21 protein-coding genes are annotated in these 15,632 nt (G+C 62.7%); 10 read left to right on the forward strand and 11 right to left on the reverse strand.

The features are described 5' to 3' along the window. Positions 1–68: 68 nt before the first annotated feature. On the reverse strand, positions 69–1,910 hold the full coding sequence (locus tag Q5H94_RS13880; RefSeq protein ID WP_304561876.1) for a methyl-accepting chemotaxis protein: 1,842 nt from the start codon (positions 1,908–1,910) through the stop codon (positions 69–71). Between the two features lie 460 nt (positions 1,911–2,370). Here Q5H94_RS13880 and Q5H94_RS13885 point away from each other — a divergent pair, with 460 nt between their 5' ends. Further along, complete coding sequence (locus Q5H94_RS13885) at positions 2,371–2,964, forward strand: hypothetical protein (protein WP_304561877.1); 594 nt, start codon at positions 2,371–2,373, stop codon at positions 2,962–2,964. Positions 2,965–3,073: 109 nt separating this feature from the next. Here the strand turns inward: Q5H94_RS13885 and Q5H94_RS13890 are convergent, their stop codons facing one another. The 10 genes from Q5H94_RS13890 to Q5H94_RS13935 form a co-directional block, all read right to left on the reverse strand. Then, positions 3,074–3,301, reverse strand: coding sequence for a helix-turn-helix transcriptional regulator (locus tag Q5H94_RS13890; protein ID WP_304561878.1), 228 nt, complete (start codon positions 3,299–3,301; stop codon positions 3,074–3,076). Next, on the reverse strand, positions 3,291–3,683 hold the full coding sequence (locus Q5H94_RS13895; RefSeq protein ID WP_304561879.1) for a hypothetical protein: 393 nt from the start codon (positions 3,681–3,683) through the stop codon (positions 3,291–3,293). Before Q5H94_RS13895 ends, Q5H94_RS13890 begins: the two co-directional genes overlap by 11 nt. Then, positions 3,680–4,642 carry a hypothetical protein gene (locus tag Q5H94_RS13900; RefSeq protein WP_304561880.1) on the reverse strand — a complete coding sequence of 321 codons (963 nt, stop codon included), beginning with the start codon at positions 4,640–4,642 and terminating at the stop codon, positions 3,680–3,682. The genes Q5H94_RS13895 and Q5H94_RS13900 overlap by 4 nt, the downstream gene beginning before the upstream one ends. After that, positions 4,639–4,935 (reverse strand): hypothetical protein, encoded by a 297-nt coding sequence (locus Q5H94_RS13905; RefSeq protein ID WP_304561881.1) that lies wholly within the window; start codon positions 4,933–4,935, stop codon positions 4,639–4,641. Before Q5H94_RS13905 ends, Q5H94_RS13900 begins: the two co-directional genes overlap by 4 nt. Further along, on the reverse strand, positions 4,929–5,213 hold the full coding sequence (locus Q5H94_RS13910; protein ID WP_304561882.1) for a hypothetical protein: 285 nt from the start codon (positions 5,211–5,213) through the stop codon (positions 4,929–4,931). The genes Q5H94_RS13905 and Q5H94_RS13910 overlap by 7 nt, the downstream gene beginning before the upstream one ends. Next, positions 5,210–5,776, reverse strand: a complete 567-nt coding sequence (locus tag Q5H94_RS13915; RefSeq protein ID WP_304561883.1) for a hypothetical protein — start codon at positions 5,774–5,776, stop codon at positions 5,210–5,212. Before Q5H94_RS13915 ends, Q5H94_RS13910 begins: the two co-directional genes overlap by 4 nt. Continuing rightward, positions 5,773–6,438, reverse strand: a complete 666-nt coding sequence (locus Q5H94_RS13920) for a hypothetical protein (protein WP_304561884.1) — start codon at positions 6,436–6,438, stop codon at positions 5,773–5,775. Before Q5H94_RS13920 ends, Q5H94_RS13915 begins: the two co-directional genes overlap by 4 nt. Continuing rightward, positions 6,435–6,743 carry a hypothetical protein gene (locus tag Q5H94_RS13925; protein ID WP_304561885.1) on the reverse strand — a complete coding sequence of 103 codons (309 nt, stop codon included), beginning with the start codon at positions 6,741–6,743 and terminating at the stop codon, positions 6,435–6,437. The genes Q5H94_RS13920 and Q5H94_RS13925 overlap by 4 nt, the downstream gene beginning before the upstream one ends. Beyond that, a complete protein-coding gene (locus Q5H94_RS13930; RefSeq protein WP_304561886.1) occupies positions 6,740–7,147 on the reverse strand; it encodes a hypothetical protein in 408 nt (135 codons plus the stop codon). The genes Q5H94_RS13925 and Q5H94_RS13930 overlap by 4 nt, the downstream gene beginning before the upstream one ends. A gap of 186 nt (positions 7,148–7,333) precedes the next feature. Then, complete coding sequence (locus tag Q5H94_RS13935) at positions 7,334–7,969, reverse strand: XRE family transcriptional regulator (protein WP_304561887.1); 636 nt, start codon at positions 7,967–7,969, stop codon at positions 7,334–7,336. Between the two features lie 71 nt (positions 7,970–8,040). On the opposite strand from Q5H94_RS13935, the gene Q5H94_RS13940 reads away from it, so the two are divergent. The 9 genes from Q5H94_RS13940 to Q5H94_RS13980 all read left to right on the forward strand — a co-directional run bounded on the left by Q5H94_RS13940 (position 8,041) and on the right by Q5H94_RS13980 (position 15,629). After that, entirely contained in the window at positions 8,041–8,307 is a 267-nt protein-coding gene (locus Q5H94_RS13940; protein ID WP_304561888.1) for a YdaS family helix-turn-helix protein, read from the forward strand. 4 nt (positions 8,308–8,311) lie between these two features. Continuing rightward, positions 8,312–9,373, forward strand: coding sequence for a CHC2 zinc finger domain-containing protein (locus Q5H94_RS13945; protein ID WP_304561889.1), 1,062 nt, complete (start codon positions 8,312–8,314; stop codon positions 9,371–9,373). Next, entirely contained in the window at positions 9,370–10,905 is a 1,536-nt protein-coding gene (locus Q5H94_RS13950; RefSeq protein ID WP_304561890.1) for a YfjI family protein, read from the forward strand. Before Q5H94_RS13945 ends, Q5H94_RS13950 begins: the two co-directional genes overlap by 4 nt. Continuing rightward, the gene (locus tag Q5H94_RS13955; RefSeq protein ID WP_304561891.1) at positions 10,902–11,555 is read left to right on the forward strand and encodes a hypothetical protein; all 654 of its coding nucleotides are present in this window, start codon (positions 10,902–10,904) and stop codon (positions 11,553–11,555) included. Before Q5H94_RS13950 ends, Q5H94_RS13955 begins: the two co-directional genes overlap by 4 nt. A gap of 141 nt (positions 11,556–11,696) precedes the next feature. Beyond that, on the forward strand, positions 11,697–12,368 hold the full coding sequence (locus tag Q5H94_RS13960; RefSeq protein ID WP_304561892.1) for a hypothetical protein: 672 nt from the start codon (positions 11,697–11,699) through the stop codon (positions 12,366–12,368). A 259-nt stretch (positions 12,369–12,627) separates the two neighbouring features. Continuing rightward, the gene (locus Q5H94_RS13965; RefSeq protein ID WP_304561893.1) at positions 12,628–12,810 is read left to right on the forward strand and encodes a hypothetical protein; all 183 of its coding nucleotides are present in this window, start codon (positions 12,628–12,630) and stop codon (positions 12,808–12,810) included. 250 nt (positions 12,811–13,060) lie between these two features. After that, on the forward strand, positions 13,061–13,258 hold the full coding sequence (locus tag Q5H94_RS13970; RefSeq protein WP_304561951.1) for an HNH endonuclease: 198 nt from the start codon (positions 13,061–13,063) through the stop codon (positions 13,256–13,258). A 135-nt stretch (positions 13,259–13,393) separates the two neighbouring features. Further along, positions 13,394–13,822, forward strand: coding sequence for a P27 family phage terminase small subunit (locus Q5H94_RS13975; protein ID WP_304561894.1), 429 nt, complete (start codon positions 13,394–13,396; stop codon positions 13,820–13,822). Then, on the forward strand, positions 13,815–15,629 hold the full coding sequence (locus Q5H94_RS13980) for a terminase large subunit (protein ID WP_304561895.1): 1,815 nt from the start codon (positions 13,815–13,817) through the stop codon (positions 15,627–15,629). Before Q5H94_RS13975 ends, Q5H94_RS13980 begins: the two co-directional genes overlap by 8 nt. The last annotated feature ends 3 nt before the right edge of the window (positions 15,630–15,632 follow it).

The raw sequence follows: 15,632 nt of genomic DNA on the forward strand, positions 1-15,632 counted from the left end.
ACAATCTGCTTCTATGAGTCCACGATTTAAGTTGTCCATCACACCGTGGGGCATTGGTCGGTCGCTCATCAGGCGGCGATGGTGAAGTTCGACACCAAAGTGACGAGCCGCGATGTTTCGTCCGAAAAGTCATGTAGGGACTGGGTCGCGTCCTCGACCAATTGGAAGTTTAGCTCCGTCATCCGATCGACCTCCGCGATCGCGGTATTTACTTCGCTCAGCGCACGCGACTGATCTCTCGTTGTCGTAATGATTTGGCGCGCGCCCTCGCTCACCACCATGAAGCGATCGACAATCACTTGCAGCGCCTGCCCGGTCTCGGTTACGAGCCCAACGCCCTCTCGAATGTTGATTTCGGACGCAGCGGTAAGACGGCGAATTTCGGCGGCAGCGTCACTCGACTGCTTTGCGAGCGTGCGGACTTCCGATGCGACAACGGCGAAACCACGACCCTGTTCGCCGGCGCGTGCGGCTTCAACGGCGGCGTTGAGCGATAGTAGGTTGGTCTGAGCGGCGATCTGGTCAATCAGGCCGCTGAACCCGGCGATGCGTCGCGACGCCTCCTCGATCACCGCCATCTTCGCGCTGGCGCGGCGCACGACGTCGCCCGAGTCGTGAGCGCTGGCGCGTGCCTCTTCAATAACGATCTCGGTCGTCGACGCAGCATCTGCGGTCTGCTTGACCGTTTCCGTGATGTCCGCCAACCGTTCGGCTGCGTGGCGGAGGTTCTGCATCTGCCGCGAGGTTCGCTGCGACAATTGGTCTGACCCCGCCCGCATCGTGGTAACCCCGCACTCCAGCCCCACCGTATGCCGTGCGACTTTGGCAACAGCTTCGCGAAGTTGCTCAACGGTGGCGTTGAAGTCGCCGCGCAGTTCCTCGTAGTCGGAGGCGAACGGCGTATCGAGACAAATCGTGAGGTTACCCCAAGCAAGAGCGTTCAGCGCACGGGCAAGTTCGCCTACCACCAGATCTTGTGCGGCGGCGCGGACGGCCAGTTCCGCGTCATGGGCCCGGCGCTCACGTGCGATCCGTTCGCGGTGCTTGGCGTCGTCATGCTCGAGCCGCAATTTCTCAAGCGCTGCTGCTTGGAAGATTGCTACCGCACCGGCCATCTGGCCGACTTCGTCGTCGCGGCCTTTTGCCGGAATTGTGACGCCGAGATTACCGTCGGCAATGGCGAGCATCGCCGTGGTCATCGACCGTACCGGTCGGGTAACCGAACCGATAATGACAGCGCAGGCTGCAATGCAGAACACGGTGACGAGACCTGCGGCGATAAGCGTTAGCCGGCCAGTCTGCGCGACCGCGGCGTCGCCGCGAACATCCCACTCGCCGCTCCACGCGTCGATATGTTTGCGCACAGATTCGTAAAGCGCGTCATCGGCGTCACTTTCCCCAGGGTCACCGCTCTCAAGTTCGACCACGTTACGGCGTTCGACATTTGCGTAGCGATCAAACAACGGCAACAGATCGGGCCGGTCCTTGGAGAGGAGGGCGTGCCCCTCGGCTGCCAACTGGGAAATGCTAGTTATCTTGTTGGTCAGACGGCGCGATTTTTCGGCGGGCGCGAGATGGAGATCGTCAAGATTCTCGGCATGGAGCGCTGCGATATGAATTTGGTCTAACGCGCTCAGCGCTTTGTCGGAGGTGGTGTTGATCCGCTCATAGGCTGCGAGCTGACGGGTCTGCAGGAAGGTCGCGCCGGCGATCAGGAGTGTCACCATGATCATCGCGCTGACGCTCAGGATGACTTTCTCAGCGAGATTTAGGGGGCGCATTTTCGGAAAACGCAGGTGCGAGCCGCACTGTACTTTGCGACCAAGCCAATGAATCGACGCGCGGGTTTTGCCCGACGACGATGCGTCTGGCTGATCGACTGTCCAGAATGAGGAGAAAACTGCGGTCATGTGATTGCGGTCCGCTGAAGGGTCGATGCGGTACAGCGCTTCGCTTGCTACAAACTCGTAAAGGACTAGGGGATCAGGAGGGCGGATTAGACCAAGGTCTAACGCGGCAATGAATCATCTACTGAATTTCCGGAAAGCAAGGCCGCCGGAATGTCTGCTGTGGGTCGGGGGCGGAAGTCCGCTGGGGGTGGGAAGCGGACGTTGGCTGCATGACCGGGATTAGGTGGAAAGCAGACCTTGGCGGTATGGCGAGACTTGGGTGGAGTGCCGACAGGCAGCTCTCAGGAGGCAGATCGGGATAGCTGCCATCCTTGGTGTAGTGCTACGTTTGTTCATAGTCCAAATTGGAGCACACAGGATGGGTCTTTCCCGGTCGAGGAACATCAGCCAAACGATAACTCGCTCGATCGAGTGGTTGGCTATCCTGAGCGGCCTCCTTGGAATATGCTCGTTCGCAAGCTTGATCACGTACATCACGTCGCCGGATCTTCAGATGGAGGAGTCTGGCGCGGTGGCGCCGATAGGACAACTGCTCCTGACCGCCCAGTTTTTGTGTTCCGCCGCCCAGGTCTTTCTGATGATTCCCGTTGCGATTTGTTTTTATCGCTGGGACCAACGGCGGTTGCCCGGCGTGGGTCGGAATTTGGTGGCCCGACATTGGACGATGCTGGGGGTTGTTGCTTTGGGCGCTGTGGGTGTTCTTCGTTTGATAGCTATGATCGACGTCGCCATCTCCGACATAGTCTTCATGCTTCCGATGGGCCTGGTCGGCGCATGGCTCATAGCTATCAACTGGGCGAACCCAATGGCATTGCCCAAGTGGTTGAGAATTTGGGGTACTGTCGCGGGCGTCGGTTTGGTTGGCGTGGGACTAAACTTCATTTTTAACGGAGGCCTTGCCGTCTTTACCGAAGGCCCGATGGCATATGGGAACAACGTGCAATTTCATATCGGTTTGGGATTGTTCGGATTTCCCGGATTTGTTCTATTCGCAACTTGGTCGGTCCTGCTCGGTTTGCGGCTGTTAACATTGTCACGTGGACAGACACATTGATCACTGTGCGCGAGGGGCCAGTTTCGGGATCTCCCGCCGATCTACCCTAGACCGACTTTGGGGCGATAGCTGCTAATTCGTGATCGCCGCCGATGTCCGCTATGGGTCGTTAGCGGACATCGGGAACGGCCTGTGCTGCATCCTCCCACCCCATCGGATTCGCGACCCAGCGGCCAACATCACTCTCGTACCAGGCGACCACGTTGGCGCTGAGCTGGACTTTTGGCGGAAACTCCCCGCCTTTCATTTTTCGATAGATGGTCGCCGTCGATAGGCCGGTGCGTCTTCGAACCTCGGGCAGCCGGACCAGGCTATCACGGTTCCGGTCAACTGGCATCGCCCGCCTCCCCTGTCACTTGCAGCTTCACTCGCGCGACCTCCTGAAGGATCACAAACGAGCTTTCGGGAAACAGGCCGAGCAGGCGCTTCGCTTCGGTCTCTGCGGCTTCGAATGAACTATGGCGAAACTTTGGGTTCCCGCCCCCGCCCGGCGTGCCCTTACGCAGCCGCGCACCAGCGCGCCGCCAGACGAGATAGCTGCCGCTAAACGACTTCGTGTCCGGCGCGTACGCCCTCTGCTGCTCTCGCACCCAGCGTGCGTGCGCCTCGAACACTCCGGCGCTGTCGCCTTCCGTCGGCACCTTGGGCGCCGGCGCGGTGACGAATTCTGCGTCAGTCATTTCGTGCTCCGTTGAGATATTCATGGGGACATTGGTCATGCCGCGTACACCTTGTCGACAAAGCCGCGGCCGCGAACGACGGTGGAGTTGACCCACGTCACGCGGTCGCCGCTGAGGCGGCGGATATGGCCGCGCCGGAGATGGGAGCGAGGCCCGGATCGATCGCCAGCCCCGCCACCGGTGCCGGGCATATCGCCGCCGCCGTTGAGCTCGAGCACATGGAAGCCCTTGAGCGGCAGTTTGCCCGCCTTGAGCCGCTGCCGATTGAGATTCTTCGGCGGTGGCACTTCGCGCGTCGCAACGTTTTTACAGGCCAGCGCGTAGCAGAGGTCGAGGTATGCGTTTGCCTCGTCCATGACATCGCCGCCGGCTGCAACCAGCAGCGCGTCGAAGCCACCGACCAGCGGGGCCATCATTGCGAATTGCTCTGGTGCCAGCAGCAGAGGCGTAGTCTCTGGCTGCCGCGCGTCCACGTGCGCCTTGGGCAGACGCCCCGACCGGAGCATCTCTTCGCGGAAATGGTTGTCAGGTGGGCGGGACCAGACCGTGTCGTAAGCAATGTGCGCAGCGATCGTCACCGGGATCCATGAGGCTCGATCGTCAAACCAGCAAATCGATGCCACGACGACGCCCTCGCCGAGGCGGGGTGGCAGCATCGGGCGCAGCTCCGGCGGGAAATCGTCCGTATATTCCCACGCTAGCGCAATGCGCCGGGTCGAGCGCGCTTGGGTGTAGACCGAATCCCCCCACTCGCTCTCCGCCGCAAGGTATTCGAGCGCGACCACCGGGAAAGGTGGCCGAAAGACACTCGCGGCCACCTCCGGTCTCGGTTTCGAACGGTCGAGAAGTTGCCCACCGTCCTGCAAGACAAAGACCTGCGCCTCGCGCAGCTTTGCCGCTAGATACCGCATGCCAGCCGCCATCATGGGCATGCCAGGACAGTCGTATGAGAGCAGCGCCTCGATCGCCTTGGGCGTGTAGTTGAGCGCCTGCGTCATGCGACAGCACTCAGCTTCACGACATTGTCGGGCGCGATCTCTTCGCCACCACCGCCGCCGTCATGACCTGGATAGACCTCCTCCCACTCGCCGCACACGCGGCTGGCATGGACCTCGGGGAACATGCTGACCGGGAACCACTTCGTCTCGGCCAGCACCGGCGGATAAAGCTGGCACGCGCCGACGTTCGGATCTTCGCGCCGGTTGCGGGTGCCGGTAGCCAGCGGTGGCGATGCGCGATGCCAGTGGCGGCAAATCTCGCAGCGGGGCGGGATTTCGTCTGCGGTCAGCATGTCGGCTTCTCCGGCCGGGTGCTGGCGTACTCGCCGCACCAGTCGTTGCAGAAGGTCACGGGCACTAGCCCGGCCCAATAGAGCGAAATGTTGTCAGCCGGATCCTCGGGGTCGTATTGCTGGCCGAAGCTCGGCGTACCGACGGAAATGCTGGCCATGTGATCGCTGATCTTTGGGGGATAGCGCCGGCAGCGACCGTAGGAATGTGGCTCGTCGTCGAACTCCGCCGACTTGATATCGACCTGCCAGAAACGGCAGCGGTTGCATTGGTCCGTCATGCTGGGTCTCCCGCCTGCAGGGCGGACAAGAGCTCGCGCTTCACTTGATCAAGGTGGTCTCGGTCCAGTCCGCACGCGCAGACATCGTATTGATCGTCGATCGCCTTGAGCTTGAGTGCGGCGTGTTTGGCATGCGTCACCGGCATGGCGATCATCGCGTCGAATGCCGCGTCCGTCGCCTCGATGATCGCTTCAAGGGCTGGCTCGGCAACCGCCTCTTCTTCGAGCGTCGCGCCGGGCGAGAACGCCTGCTCAGCCTGCCGGCATCGTTCAAACTCAGCGAGCGCTGCGTCGAACTCGGGCGCTGGTGGCTGCGGGGCTTCAATGTCAGCGAGCAATGCGTCCCACCACACGTCGCTGACATCGCAGTCCCGCTCTCGGATCAGCCGAATTTTAAGCGCCACGCTGGCGCGGTCAGGCGCAGGCGTGACGATCAACCCGTCCATCGCGACACAGTAAGCGTCGACGGCAGCGTCCTCGTCTGGCGCGCCCAGCGGCAGGCCGTCCGAATACGCGCGCTTCCGCTGATAGTCTGCGAGCGCCTCGTGCCACGCCGCGCTCATGCGGCTTGCTCCCGGCGATAGCTGGGATCGACCGCCTGCCGCGCGGAGACTGATGCCGCCTCAACGCTGCCGAGAGCCAGGAAATTCTGCGCCTCGGCCACGACCTGTGCGCAGAACCCCTCCGCTGGCTCGAAGCCCTCAATCACGGTCTGCGCAACATGGACGAGTCGGGCGACGACGTCGTCCGGGCACGCCGCGGGAGTGTTCACCAGCTGACGTTCGAGGATCCCGAGGCGAGCATAGATTGCCTCTCGGTCGGTTCCTTCGTTGTCGTCGTCGTTGAGAAACGCGAGATGCTTATTGCGCTCGTCGAGCCAAGTCCGATGCTGGCCCGCGGCCGGCTCCAGCGCATCGAGCGCCTCGATTGCCGACCATATGATCCGGTCGATCATGTCGGCACGATCAACCTTTTCGCGCTGACCGGGCACGCTGCCGCCGAGCGCGAGAGCCATCAGCCAAGGTTCGGCGGCGTTGGTCCAGAGCGCAAGGCGAAGCTGCGCGGCGACGCCTGCCGGCGTATTCGCACGAGCGTTGATCACCACATCGCAGGCGCTTTTGGAGCCCGGCGTAGCTTGGCGCCCATCATGATCCGCCCACAGTATTTCGGAATAGCTGCGCCAGGCATCGAGCAACGCGGCGTCAGGATTGATCGGCGTGATCATTCTGCCTGCTCCTGAATGAAGAGTGACATCGCAACGAGGCTCGCAACGCCGTCCAAGGCGGAGGAGATGAAGTCCTCATTGAGGGTCGAAAGGTCGCTCCCGGCGCCCTTGCGGTTCAACGTCGAGCTGTCGGTCCATGCGGTCGACAACACCTTCAGGATGCCGTGCGCCTCGGTCAGCAAGCCCTGTGCGGCATCAACGTCCGCCATAAACGGCTTGTATCCGTCGACCGTGAAGCGATTTAAGATGCGGCTGGTCGCCGCTCGGTCGGCTTCAAGCGCCGCGAAGTCTGCCGCGGCGCTCACGACTGGGTGCTCCGAAGGTCGGCGTATGCCTTTTCCGTCGTTGCACCGATCACGGCGGAAAGCTCGTCAAGCTTCTCGCCTGCGAGGATGTAGATCATCCAGGCATTGTAGAGACGGTTCCGAACCCCCTCTGGGATGGCGTCATCTTCGAGAAACTCGCCGAAGTCGGCGGTGTTGCTCTTGAACAGCGCGTCGAGCCGTTCGATCGAGCAGCCAATGTCGTCAAGGGCGCCGGTCACGCTGTTAATGGTCGGAACGGAATGGACAATGGCTTCGGTCGGAGCCGTCCGGGCCAGCAGCGAGGCGGAGGCTCCCGCGAGGTTGGTCCGTTCGGTGACGACACGGGGCGCGGACGCGCCCCTTCCTTCACGCGTCGACGACGCGCGCTGTTCTTCGGCGGCCATGAGCCTACCTCCCTGCAAGAGTGGAGCAGGTGGATCGGCGGAGGCTGGCCCCTATCGCTGGTGGCCGAGCGCGACTTTCCTATCCCTGCGCATCGGCGTCTGCGGCCCAAGGGCGCTCAACCGATGCGCAAAACATAGTTAACTATTGGTTTAGGTCAACAGAAAACTATTGATCCGTCGAAACGGCTACGCCTTCCGACCGATCCAGACGACGCGCCCGACCAGGTTGAGCTCATCTTCCGCTGCGGTAATGGGCGGAATTGCGGGGTTGTCTGAAAGGAGATGAAACTGGCCAGATGGCAGTCGCCGGACACGCTTGATCATGCCCAGCTCGCCATAAGTTAAGGCCCAAATTCTGTCTTGCTGCGTCAGCCGCCGCTGTCCTCGGTCCACTATCAGCGTGTCGTTATCGAGCAGCGTCGGCATCATCGAATCCCCGATACCGCGCGCCACGAACAGCATCTGAGGCGGTGACCGGGTAATCGCGATCAGCCAACGGGGATCAAATATCGCCTGATTTTCGTCCGATACGTCCTCTATGAATGTGCCGCCGCCCATCCCGTAGCCGATATCGATTTCGGTCAGCTGCACGAAATCGATATCGCCCATAGTGATCGGACGACCCGGCTCTACGTCTTCTCCGAGTAGCCAAGCGACACTCACGCCGAGCGTTCGTGCGATGTCGGGCAGCCATTTCGATCGCGAAGTTTTTCCATTGATAATCTGTTGGATCGCGCTCTGGCTGATCCCGACCTCTTGGGCGAGGCGGTTCTGACTGTAGCCACGGTTGCGCATGGCTTCGGCAAGGCGTTCGATTAGCATGTAAGCCATCTATCGCACCGCCAACAAGATTTCTATTGGAAGAATGCTACGCAGTGTTCTAAAAGGAGACTATGGAAATCGCATTGTCGCCTGAGGCCCTCGGCTTAGAACTCGCTCTTCGCGCCGTCGACGGCAATCAGACAAAGCTCGCTGAGATTTGCGGCTGCACTCAGGGTGCAATCTGGCAGATGAAGAACAAGCCGCAGCCGGCGCTGTCTGTAAAATACGTGTTGCGGGTAGAGGCGGCGTTGCAGATTCCGCGTCATCTACTCCGCCCCGATTACTATCCTGCTCCAGTCGCCGCCAACGCGCCCGAGCTGATCGCCCAGGCGGGCTGAGCCGGTGGCGGGGGCGCGCCGGGCATCCGGTGGCGGGCGGAGGGGTGGCCTCGATCCGGCGGAATTCCGGCGTCTGGTTGATGATGCAAAGGCGCGCCACAACCTCTCTGACATCGCGGGCCGCTATACGAAGCTGACGAACCGCGGGCGCGCCGAGAAGGCTGGCCTTTGCCCGTTCCACGACGAGAAGTCCCCATCGTTCGAGGTGAACGACGCCAAGGGCACCTATTATTGCCACGGCTGCGGCACGTCCGGCGACGCGATGTCGTTCCTGATGCGCAAGGCGGGGCTGACGTTCGCCGATGCCTATCGGGCGCTAGCTGGCGACGACTTCCCGGTCGTTTCCGAGGAAGAGCGCGCCAGACGGAAAGCCGAGGACGCCGCTATGCTGGCGTATCGGCTGGAAGTGGCGCGCGAAGTGTGGGCCAAATCCGTGCCCGCCGCCGGCACGCCTGCCGAGGTCTATGCCCGGTCGCGCGGCATCACGCGCCCGCTGCCCGACACGGCGCGTTTCGTGATGGCGCCCAGGTGGCGAAATCCCGAAACCGGCGAGGTCGGCCGCGACCATCCTGCTCTCGCCTGCGCCTTGCTGGACGCCGACGGAGCAGTTGTCGGCGTCCAGTGCGTATTCCTCGCAGCCGGTGGTCGGCGCAAATACGAGCGCACCTATGACGATGGCACGAAGGCCAAAGCGAAGCTGAGCTTCGGCGTCATCGTAGGATCGGCGTTTCGGGCCAGCGGAACAGCGTTCTACGGCGATGCGATCGACAATGACCCGGCCCGCGAGATCGTCGTTTGCGAGGGCCCCGAAGACGGCCTGACGCTGGCGCAGGAAATGCCGACGCGATCGATCTGGGTGGCGTGCGGCACGGCGCTAATGCCGCGCCTCGTCCTGCCGCCGGCGATCCGCTCAATAGTGCTGGCTGGGGACAACAATTCCGCAGGTCGTACCGCGGTCGAAGAGGCCCGTTCCGCCTTTGTGGAACAAGGGCTCGCCGTTTCAACCATGTATCCCGAGACGGGGTTCAAGGACTGGAACGATCAGCTGCGGGGCATCCGCGCATGAGCGGCATGTTCGATGATCGGTACGAAGAGGCGGCGCGGGAAGTGTCAGTGCCTCAACCGCTCGGCATTCAGGCAGTCGTCACCGACGCGACCGAGTTCCCGATCGCAGCGCTCAGTGCCACGCTCGGCAAGGCCATCCTCGCGATATCCGAAATGGCGCAGGTGCCGGTTTCGCTCGCGGCCCAGTCGGTGCTTGCGGCGGCGGCGCTCGCGGCACAGCCCTATATCAACGTCGAGACGATCACTGGCCAGTCGCGGCCCGTGTCGCTGTTCTTCTTCACGATCGCGGCGTCGGGCGATCGGAAGTCCACCTCGGACCAGTTCGCGATCGATCCGGTGAAGCGCCGCGAGGAGTTGCTCGCCGTGGACTACCAGCGAGCCAGTCTCTCATACTCGATCGCTGAGGCCGCCTATAAGGCCGCGACGCAGAAGGCGAAGGCCGGGGCCAATAAGACGCGCGACGATATCCGGAAGTGTCTTGAGGATTGCGGGACTCCGCCCCAGCCGCCGGTACAGCCGTTGCTTACGGCGGACGAGCCGACCGGGCCCGGCCTGCAGCGCCTGTTTGCAGAAGCCATGCCGGCGCTTGGCCTGTTTTCCGATGAGGGCGCAACCTTCCTCGGCGGCTGGTCGATGCAGGAAGAGAACCAAGCCGCCACCGGCGGCATGTTGTCGAAGCTTTGGGACGGGTCACCGATCAAGCGCATCCGCGCCGACAAGGAAAACGCTACCACGATCCTGTACGGTCGTCGCCTGAGCCTCCACCTGATGGTGCAGCCCGACATCGCGAACAGCCTGCTCGGCAACAAGGCAGTGCGCAATCAAGGGCTGCTGAGCCGTATCCTTGTCGCGGCGCCGAAGAGCCTAAAGGGCTCGCGCTTCTGGAAGGAGCCCAGTGACGACGCGAGGGCAAACCTCGATCGTTATCAAAAGAAGCTGGCGCTCCATCTTGAGCGACCGTTTGCGTACCGTGAGGAAACCAGTCGCGCGCTCGACCTGGATCTGATCGTGCTGCAGCCTGAGGCACGCACCAAACTCATCGCCTTCAGCGACCACTGCGAAAAGCTCCTTGGACCCGGCGGCAAATACGAGCAGATCGCCGATTTCGCGTCAAAGATGACCGAGAATGCGACGCGACTGGCTGCGGTGATCGCGTGGTTCGAGAGCAGCAGCACGTTGCTGCGCGAAGGGCTCAGCGAGCGCGCCGTGAACGCGGGGATCGCCCTGGTCGAATTCTACGCAGAGGAGGCTGCGCGTCTCTACGGCACGCCAGCGCTCGACGATGATGACGCCAACGCTGCAACCCTAATCGAATGGGTTCGAAAGCGCGAGTTCACGGCGATCGGGCTGCGGTTCCTCAATCGGCGAGGCCCAACGCAGGTGCGTAGCGCGTCAGTGCTGAAGCGTGCCATCCAGATCCTTGTCGAGCACGGCCACCTCGTCGCGATCAAGGGCGGTGCGACTTTGGAGCTTGAGGGCGGCCCCAAGTTCTATGCCGAGGCCTTCACCGTCGTCCCGGTTGACGTCGCATGAGCAGCGACCTGTTCAGCGCCAGTTTCGTCTGGGACGAAGAGCCAAGTGTCGCAGACGATGCGACACCGCTTGCGACACCGGAAAAGCCCGGAATTGCGCCGTTCTACGAAAACTCCGCCGACGGTGTCGCAAGTGTCGCAAGTGTCGCAAAATCCGGTTCGGCGTCCGTGAGTCCGCAAGTGTCGCACGGTTCAGTCGCAGAATTTGCGACACCGGATGCGACACCGGAAACGGCTGTTTTCGTAGGTGCCGCTCCCCGATACGACCCGAGTGTCGCACCTGTCGCAAGTGTCGCAGGCTGGTTCGACGCGGTCGAGATTTTGCGACAGTCGCAGGATCGCCCGTACCTCTATCACGGCGACTGGCGATACATGGCGCGAGACGCGCTTAAATTCGTTCGTGCTTGGGGAGAGGTAGCGCTGGCGGCCGGATGGTCGACGTTGGACGTGTTCGGGATAGAGCCCGACCCGTCTGCGCGTCGGCTCGATCGGATCGGCCTTGTGCCCCTGCTCGGCGGCCGGGAAGTCGCCGCGATCGACGACGTCGCGGCCTGGATCGGCTCAGGCCGCGACGCCACGCGCTTCGACCGACGACTGCGCGCCAGTGGTGCGGTGCCCGTTTGGTACTTGGTGAGGGAGGGTCGGCAGTGATGCCGGGCGTCGCCGCTAGCCTGAGGGGTTGGTTAGGGGAGCGCGCTTGCAGCGCTACCCCTAAACCCGGCCCCGCGTCAACAGGCTTCAGTTTTAGAGAATGGTCGGTCGGTTTTGACGATGGGAAGGGATGGGCTGTCGATGTCGTGCGTTGATAAAATGGATGGTGAGGCGAGCGCATTGCGTCGCTGGTGCATCTTGCGCACGTCCGGCGGCAAGACCTTGGCGCTGGCGAGGTCGTTGTCGGCGGGCGGCATCGAGGCGTGGACGCCGACCCGTACCGTGAAGCGCCCGAAAGGACCAAAGCGCGTTAAGCCGGGCACGCGCCGTCCGATGGTTGAGATCGAGATGCCGATCCTGCCAACCTTCGTCTTTGCCCGCGAAGCGCACGTTGAGACGCTGGCCGCTCTCGCGACGGATGAGCGCAGCAGACATCCCGCATTCTCGGTATTCACTCATGCCGGGCGCGCGCCGCTCATCGGCGAGCGGTCAATCACGGGTCTGCGCGAAGCAGAGCGCGTTGCCGCCGAGCTGATCGCCGTGGCGCGGGAGCACGAAACGAAGGAGGAGCAGCGCCGCGCCCGCGCCGCGTTGCTGCGCACCGAACGTGAGAGGCGCAAGGCGTTAAGGACCGAGCGAAGAGAGTTCACAATCGGGCAACGGGTGACCGTGCCGGATGCGCGAGCGCTGTCCGGTATGACGGGGATCGTTCAGGCGTCGGACGGGACATCGGCATTGGTCGCGTTCGGTGGCTCGCTGACGATGACGATCGAGGCTTGGCGTTTGCTTCCGAATGATCTACAGGCTGGATAGTCCCGGAAGGGGGATACTGTCGCCATAGCGACCACTCGGCCTGTTGATCTGGAGCTTCGTTCTCCTGCGACCGCCGCCCTAGACGTTGGAGCGCACGCTCCAGCGATGTCCGAAGGCATGGTGCAATTGCCGATAGCTTGAAGCTCTGCCCGCGCTGGAGGCGGGGGGGACGTGCGCGGGCAGAGCGAGCAAAGGTCATACACCCGACCTGCCGCCCTTTCTGCGCGCCTTTGGTTAAATCTTCGTCACTGGAGCAGCGATGCCCGAGCCGTCGCACATCGCTAACGCCCGCGCGCTTGAGCAACTGGCTGGCGATCTGCACAACCTAGCGGCCGACGTGTTGGAGCCGTCGCGTTGCGTTGCCCGATCCGATGCACTGACGGCTGAAGGCGAGCGCATCGCTGGTGCGGTGCGCGCTGTGTTCCGGGGTTTCGGTCGATGACAGACGAAGAGCTTCTCTACGGCGATGGGGTCTCGCACTATTGCGGCCTGTTGTGTGATCGGCATCACGGGGCACCGATCCCGCCTTCGACCATGACGAGGCAGCGGCGCAGGGCTGAGGCCCGGCAGGCGACCAAGGCCGCTCGATGACCGAGCGCATCCGTGGCCGAGCAGGCCAAGTCGCACGCAAGCGCCGCCTCGCCCGCACCAACGGCCTGTGCGAGCACTGCGACAAGGCCGGGCGCGTGGCGATGGCAACAGACGTCAACCACATCGTACCCCTCGCGCATGGCGGCGACGATGTTGATGAGAACACCGAGAACCTGTGCGGGCCATGCCACCTCAGGGTCACCGCCAAGCAGTTCGGGCATGCCGATCCTATCAAGGGGCGAGGCATAGCTCGCAATGGTCGGCCGACGAGCCGAGACCACCCGTGGAACAGGGCCTAGCATCCGGGCAACACACCCCACCCCCCGGTCAAAAGTCCCGCCTCGCTGGGGTCGGACACCGGACGGCCCCTCCGTACGCACCGAGAACAGTATTTGAGGGGGGAGGGTTTCGGCCCGGTCGTCCCGGAGGCTTCCATGGCCGACGTCATTACGATCGAAGGCGGCGACGGCGTCCCGCCCGAGCCGAACTGGCGGTCCATATTCGGCCGCGCTGCTGACCGCGAGGCGGCTTCGGCGTACTGGAAGAGCATTATCAGCGAATTGCGCTCGGCAGAAAAACTGGCCGTCGCGAACGCTCATTCGATCAAGCGGCTCGTCGTCGCCTATGTCACTTTCGATCTCAGCGCCCGCGAGGTTCTGAAGACGGGCCCGGTGATGAAGGCGAAGAAGACCGGCGTCCCAACCTACAATCCGTGGTGGACCACGATGTCCAACGCATCCAGTCAGGCGCAAGCCCTCGAAAAGGAACTGTGCATCACGCCTCGCGAGCGCGCGAACGGCGGAACGGTAGCGAAAAAGGAGCGTCGCCCGGCGGGCGGCGGCTACCTGAAGAACCGTGGCTAACCGCTTCCTCGCGGAGCCCGATCCTACAACGGCTTGGGCGAAGGCGGCGGTCGACGGCAAGCTTTTTACCTGCGGCGAGCTGGTCCGGTATGCGGCGGAGCGCCACCTTCGCGATATACGCGACGGAGAGCGGCGCGGTATCTACTGGCGGCCCGACGCGGCGGCGCATTTCCTGAACTTTCTACCGTCTGTGTTTCAGGTGACCGACGGACCCGCCGAGGGTGAGCCGTTCTATCCGCTCGAATATCACACCTTCGTCGGCGGGAACCTCTTCGGCTGGCGCACCGCGACGAACCGCTGGCGTTACCGCACAGGCTGGCTGGAAACCGGCAAAGGGCAGGCAAAGTCGCCGCTGATGGGCGCGATCGGCGTCTACATCATGGGCTGGTGCGATATTCCACGCGCGCAGTGCTATGCCATCGGTGAGGACAAGGCGACCGCCAATGTCATGTTTCGTGACGCGGTCGCAATGTGCCGCGCCGATGTCCCCGGCGGCGAGGACGGTGAAAGTCTAGAGGGCCTCGGCGAGGTCATCATCCGCGGCGAGCTGGAGAACGCTTGGAAGATCGAGCATCCAGACAGCGGCTCGTTCTTTATGCCGATCGCCAGCGGCGAGTCGCAGTCGGGCCCTCGCCCCTCGCTGGTGGCAGCGGACGAGATTCACGAGCTTAAGTCGGAGGCCGCGCTGCTGACGTGGAAAGCGGCGATCGACAAGGTCGCCGGCAACGCATTGATGCTGTTGGGCACGAACACGCCCGCCCGGTCGTCGCAGCACGTCGGCACATCGTATTCCGACACCTATCAATCGATCGTGAAGGGCGATGCGAAAGACGACACGGCGTTCGCCTTCATCGCCCGCATCGACAAAGGTGATCGCGAGACCATCTTCGAGAACGAGCGAGCCTGGCAGAAGTCGCTGCCTGCGCTCGGCGAGACGTTCCCGATCGAGAACATCCGGGAGACGGTCAATTCCGCGAAGCTGCGGCCGTCCACGAAGTCGAGCGTCAAGCGGCTCTATTTCGGCATCGATAGCGCCGCGGCCGACTTCTGGATCAGCGAGGAAAAGTGGTCGGCTGTGCAGGGCGTGGTGGATTCCCGTGCGATGCGGGGCCGCAAATCTTGGCTCTCGCTCGATCTTTCGCAAAAGAACGACCTCACCGCGCTGTCCCAAGCTTGGGAGCTTCCCGACGATCTGGTTGCGGTAAAGACCTGGTATTGGACCACGCTGGAGGGCCTGGAAGAGCGCGCCGACAATGACAAGGCGCCCTATCTCGATTGGGTCGAGGATAACTATCTGACCGCGACGCCGGGCGCGACGATCGATTACACCTTCGTCGCGGTGCAGGTGAAACAGCAAGTCACCGAACACGACGTCGAGGCGCTGGTGGTCGATCCAGCCTTCCTGACCTCTTTCACCGACGCCTGTGATCAGGTCGGGCTCGACTGGTGGCTGTGGGAAGGGCCGGGAAAGCCGGAGGGGCGCGGACTCAAGATCGTCAAGCACGCGCAAGGTCAGCGCATCATGTTCGAGGATCGGCAGCTTTGCATGCCGCACTCGATCACCCGGACCGAAGACCACATTCTCGATGGCAAGCTGATAGTCGACGATTCGCCCGTCACCTATTCGTGCGCCGCAAATGCCGTGCTCGAAGCGGATGGCATGGGCAACCGCATGTTCAATAAGAGAAAATCGCGCGGGCGGATTGATGGCATGGTGACGATCGCGATGGCCGTCGGCGCCGCGACCGCCGCAGAAAAGCCGAAGAAGAAATCGGTCTACGCCTCGCGCGGCGTGCGGCGGGTCTAGGAG

Source organism: Sphingomonas immobilis (assembly GCF_030580995.1).
GTDB lineage: Bacteria > Pseudomonadota > Alphaproteobacteria > Sphingomonadales > Sphingomonadaceae > Sphingomonas > Sphingomonas immobilis.

Bases quoted from the DNA above. Each gene is read 5' to 3' on its own strand.
- Q5H94_RS13960 (WP_304561892.1), top strand. From the start codon at position 11,697: ATGTCGTGCGTTGATAAAATGGATGGTGAGGCGAGCGCATTGCGTCGC.
- Q5H94_RS13930 (WP_304561886.1), bottom strand. From the start codon at position 7,147: ATGGCCGCCGAAGAACAGCGCGCGTCGTCGACGCGTGAAGGAAGGGGC.
- Q5H94_RS13975 (WP_304561894.1), top strand. From the start codon at position 13,394: ATGGCCGACGTCATTACGATCGAAGGCGGCGACGGCGTCCCGCCCGAG.
- Q5H94_RS13910 (WP_304561882.1), bottom strand. From the start codon at position 5,213: ATGACGGACCAATGCAACCGCTGCCGTTTCTGGCAGGTCGATATCAAG.
- Q5H94_RS13905 (WP_304561881.1), bottom strand. From the start codon at position 4,935: ATGCTGACCGCAGACGAAATCCCGCCCCGCTGCGAGATTTGCCGCCAC.
- Q5H94_RS13950 (WP_304561890.1), top strand. From the start codon at position 9,370: ATGAGCGGCATGTTCGATGATCGGTACGAAGAGGCGGCGCGGGAAGTG.
- Q5H94_RS13915 (WP_304561883.1), bottom strand. From the start codon at position 5,776: ATGAGCGCGGCGTGGCACGAGGCGCTCGCAGACTATCAGCGGAAGCGC.
- Q5H94_RS13955 (WP_304561891.1), top strand. From the start codon at position 10,902: ATGAGCAGCGACCTGTTCAGCGCCAGTTTCGTCTGGGACGAAGAGCCA.
- Q5H94_RS13890 (WP_304561878.1), bottom strand. From the start codon at position 3,301: ATGCCAGTTGACCGGAACCGTGATAGCCTGGTCCGGCTGCCCGAGGTT.
- Q5H94_RS13895 (WP_304561879.1), bottom strand. From the start codon at position 3,683: ATGACCAATGTCCCCATGAATATCTCAACGGAGCACGAAATGACTGAC.
- Q5H94_RS13880 (WP_304561876.1), bottom strand. From the start codon at position 1,910: ATGACCGCAGTTTTCTCCTCATTCTGGACAGTCGATCAGCCAGACGCA.
- Q5H94_RS13935 (WP_304561887.1), bottom strand. From the start codon at position 7,969: ATGCTAATCGAACGCCTTGCCGAAGCCATGCGCAACCGTGGCTACAGT.
- Q5H94_RS13900 (WP_304561880.1), bottom strand. From the start codon at position 4,642: ATGACGCAGGCGCTCAACTACACGCCCAAGGCGATCGAGGCGCTGCTC.
- Q5H94_RS13920 (WP_304561884.1), bottom strand. From the start codon at position 6,438: ATGATCACGCCGATCAATCCTGACGCCGCGTTGCTCGATGCCTGGCGC.
- Q5H94_RS13965 (WP_304561893.1), top strand. From the start codon at position 12,628: ATGCCCGAGCCGTCGCACATCGCTAACGCCCGCGCGCTTGAGCAACTG.
- Q5H94_RS13970 (WP_304561951.1), top strand. From the start codon at position 13,061: ATGGCAACAGACGTCAACCACATCGTACCCCTCGCGCATGGCGGCGAC.
- Q5H94_RS13940 (WP_304561888.1), top strand. From the start codon at position 8,041: ATGGAAATCGCATTGTCGCCTGAGGCCCTCGGCTTAGAACTCGCTCTT.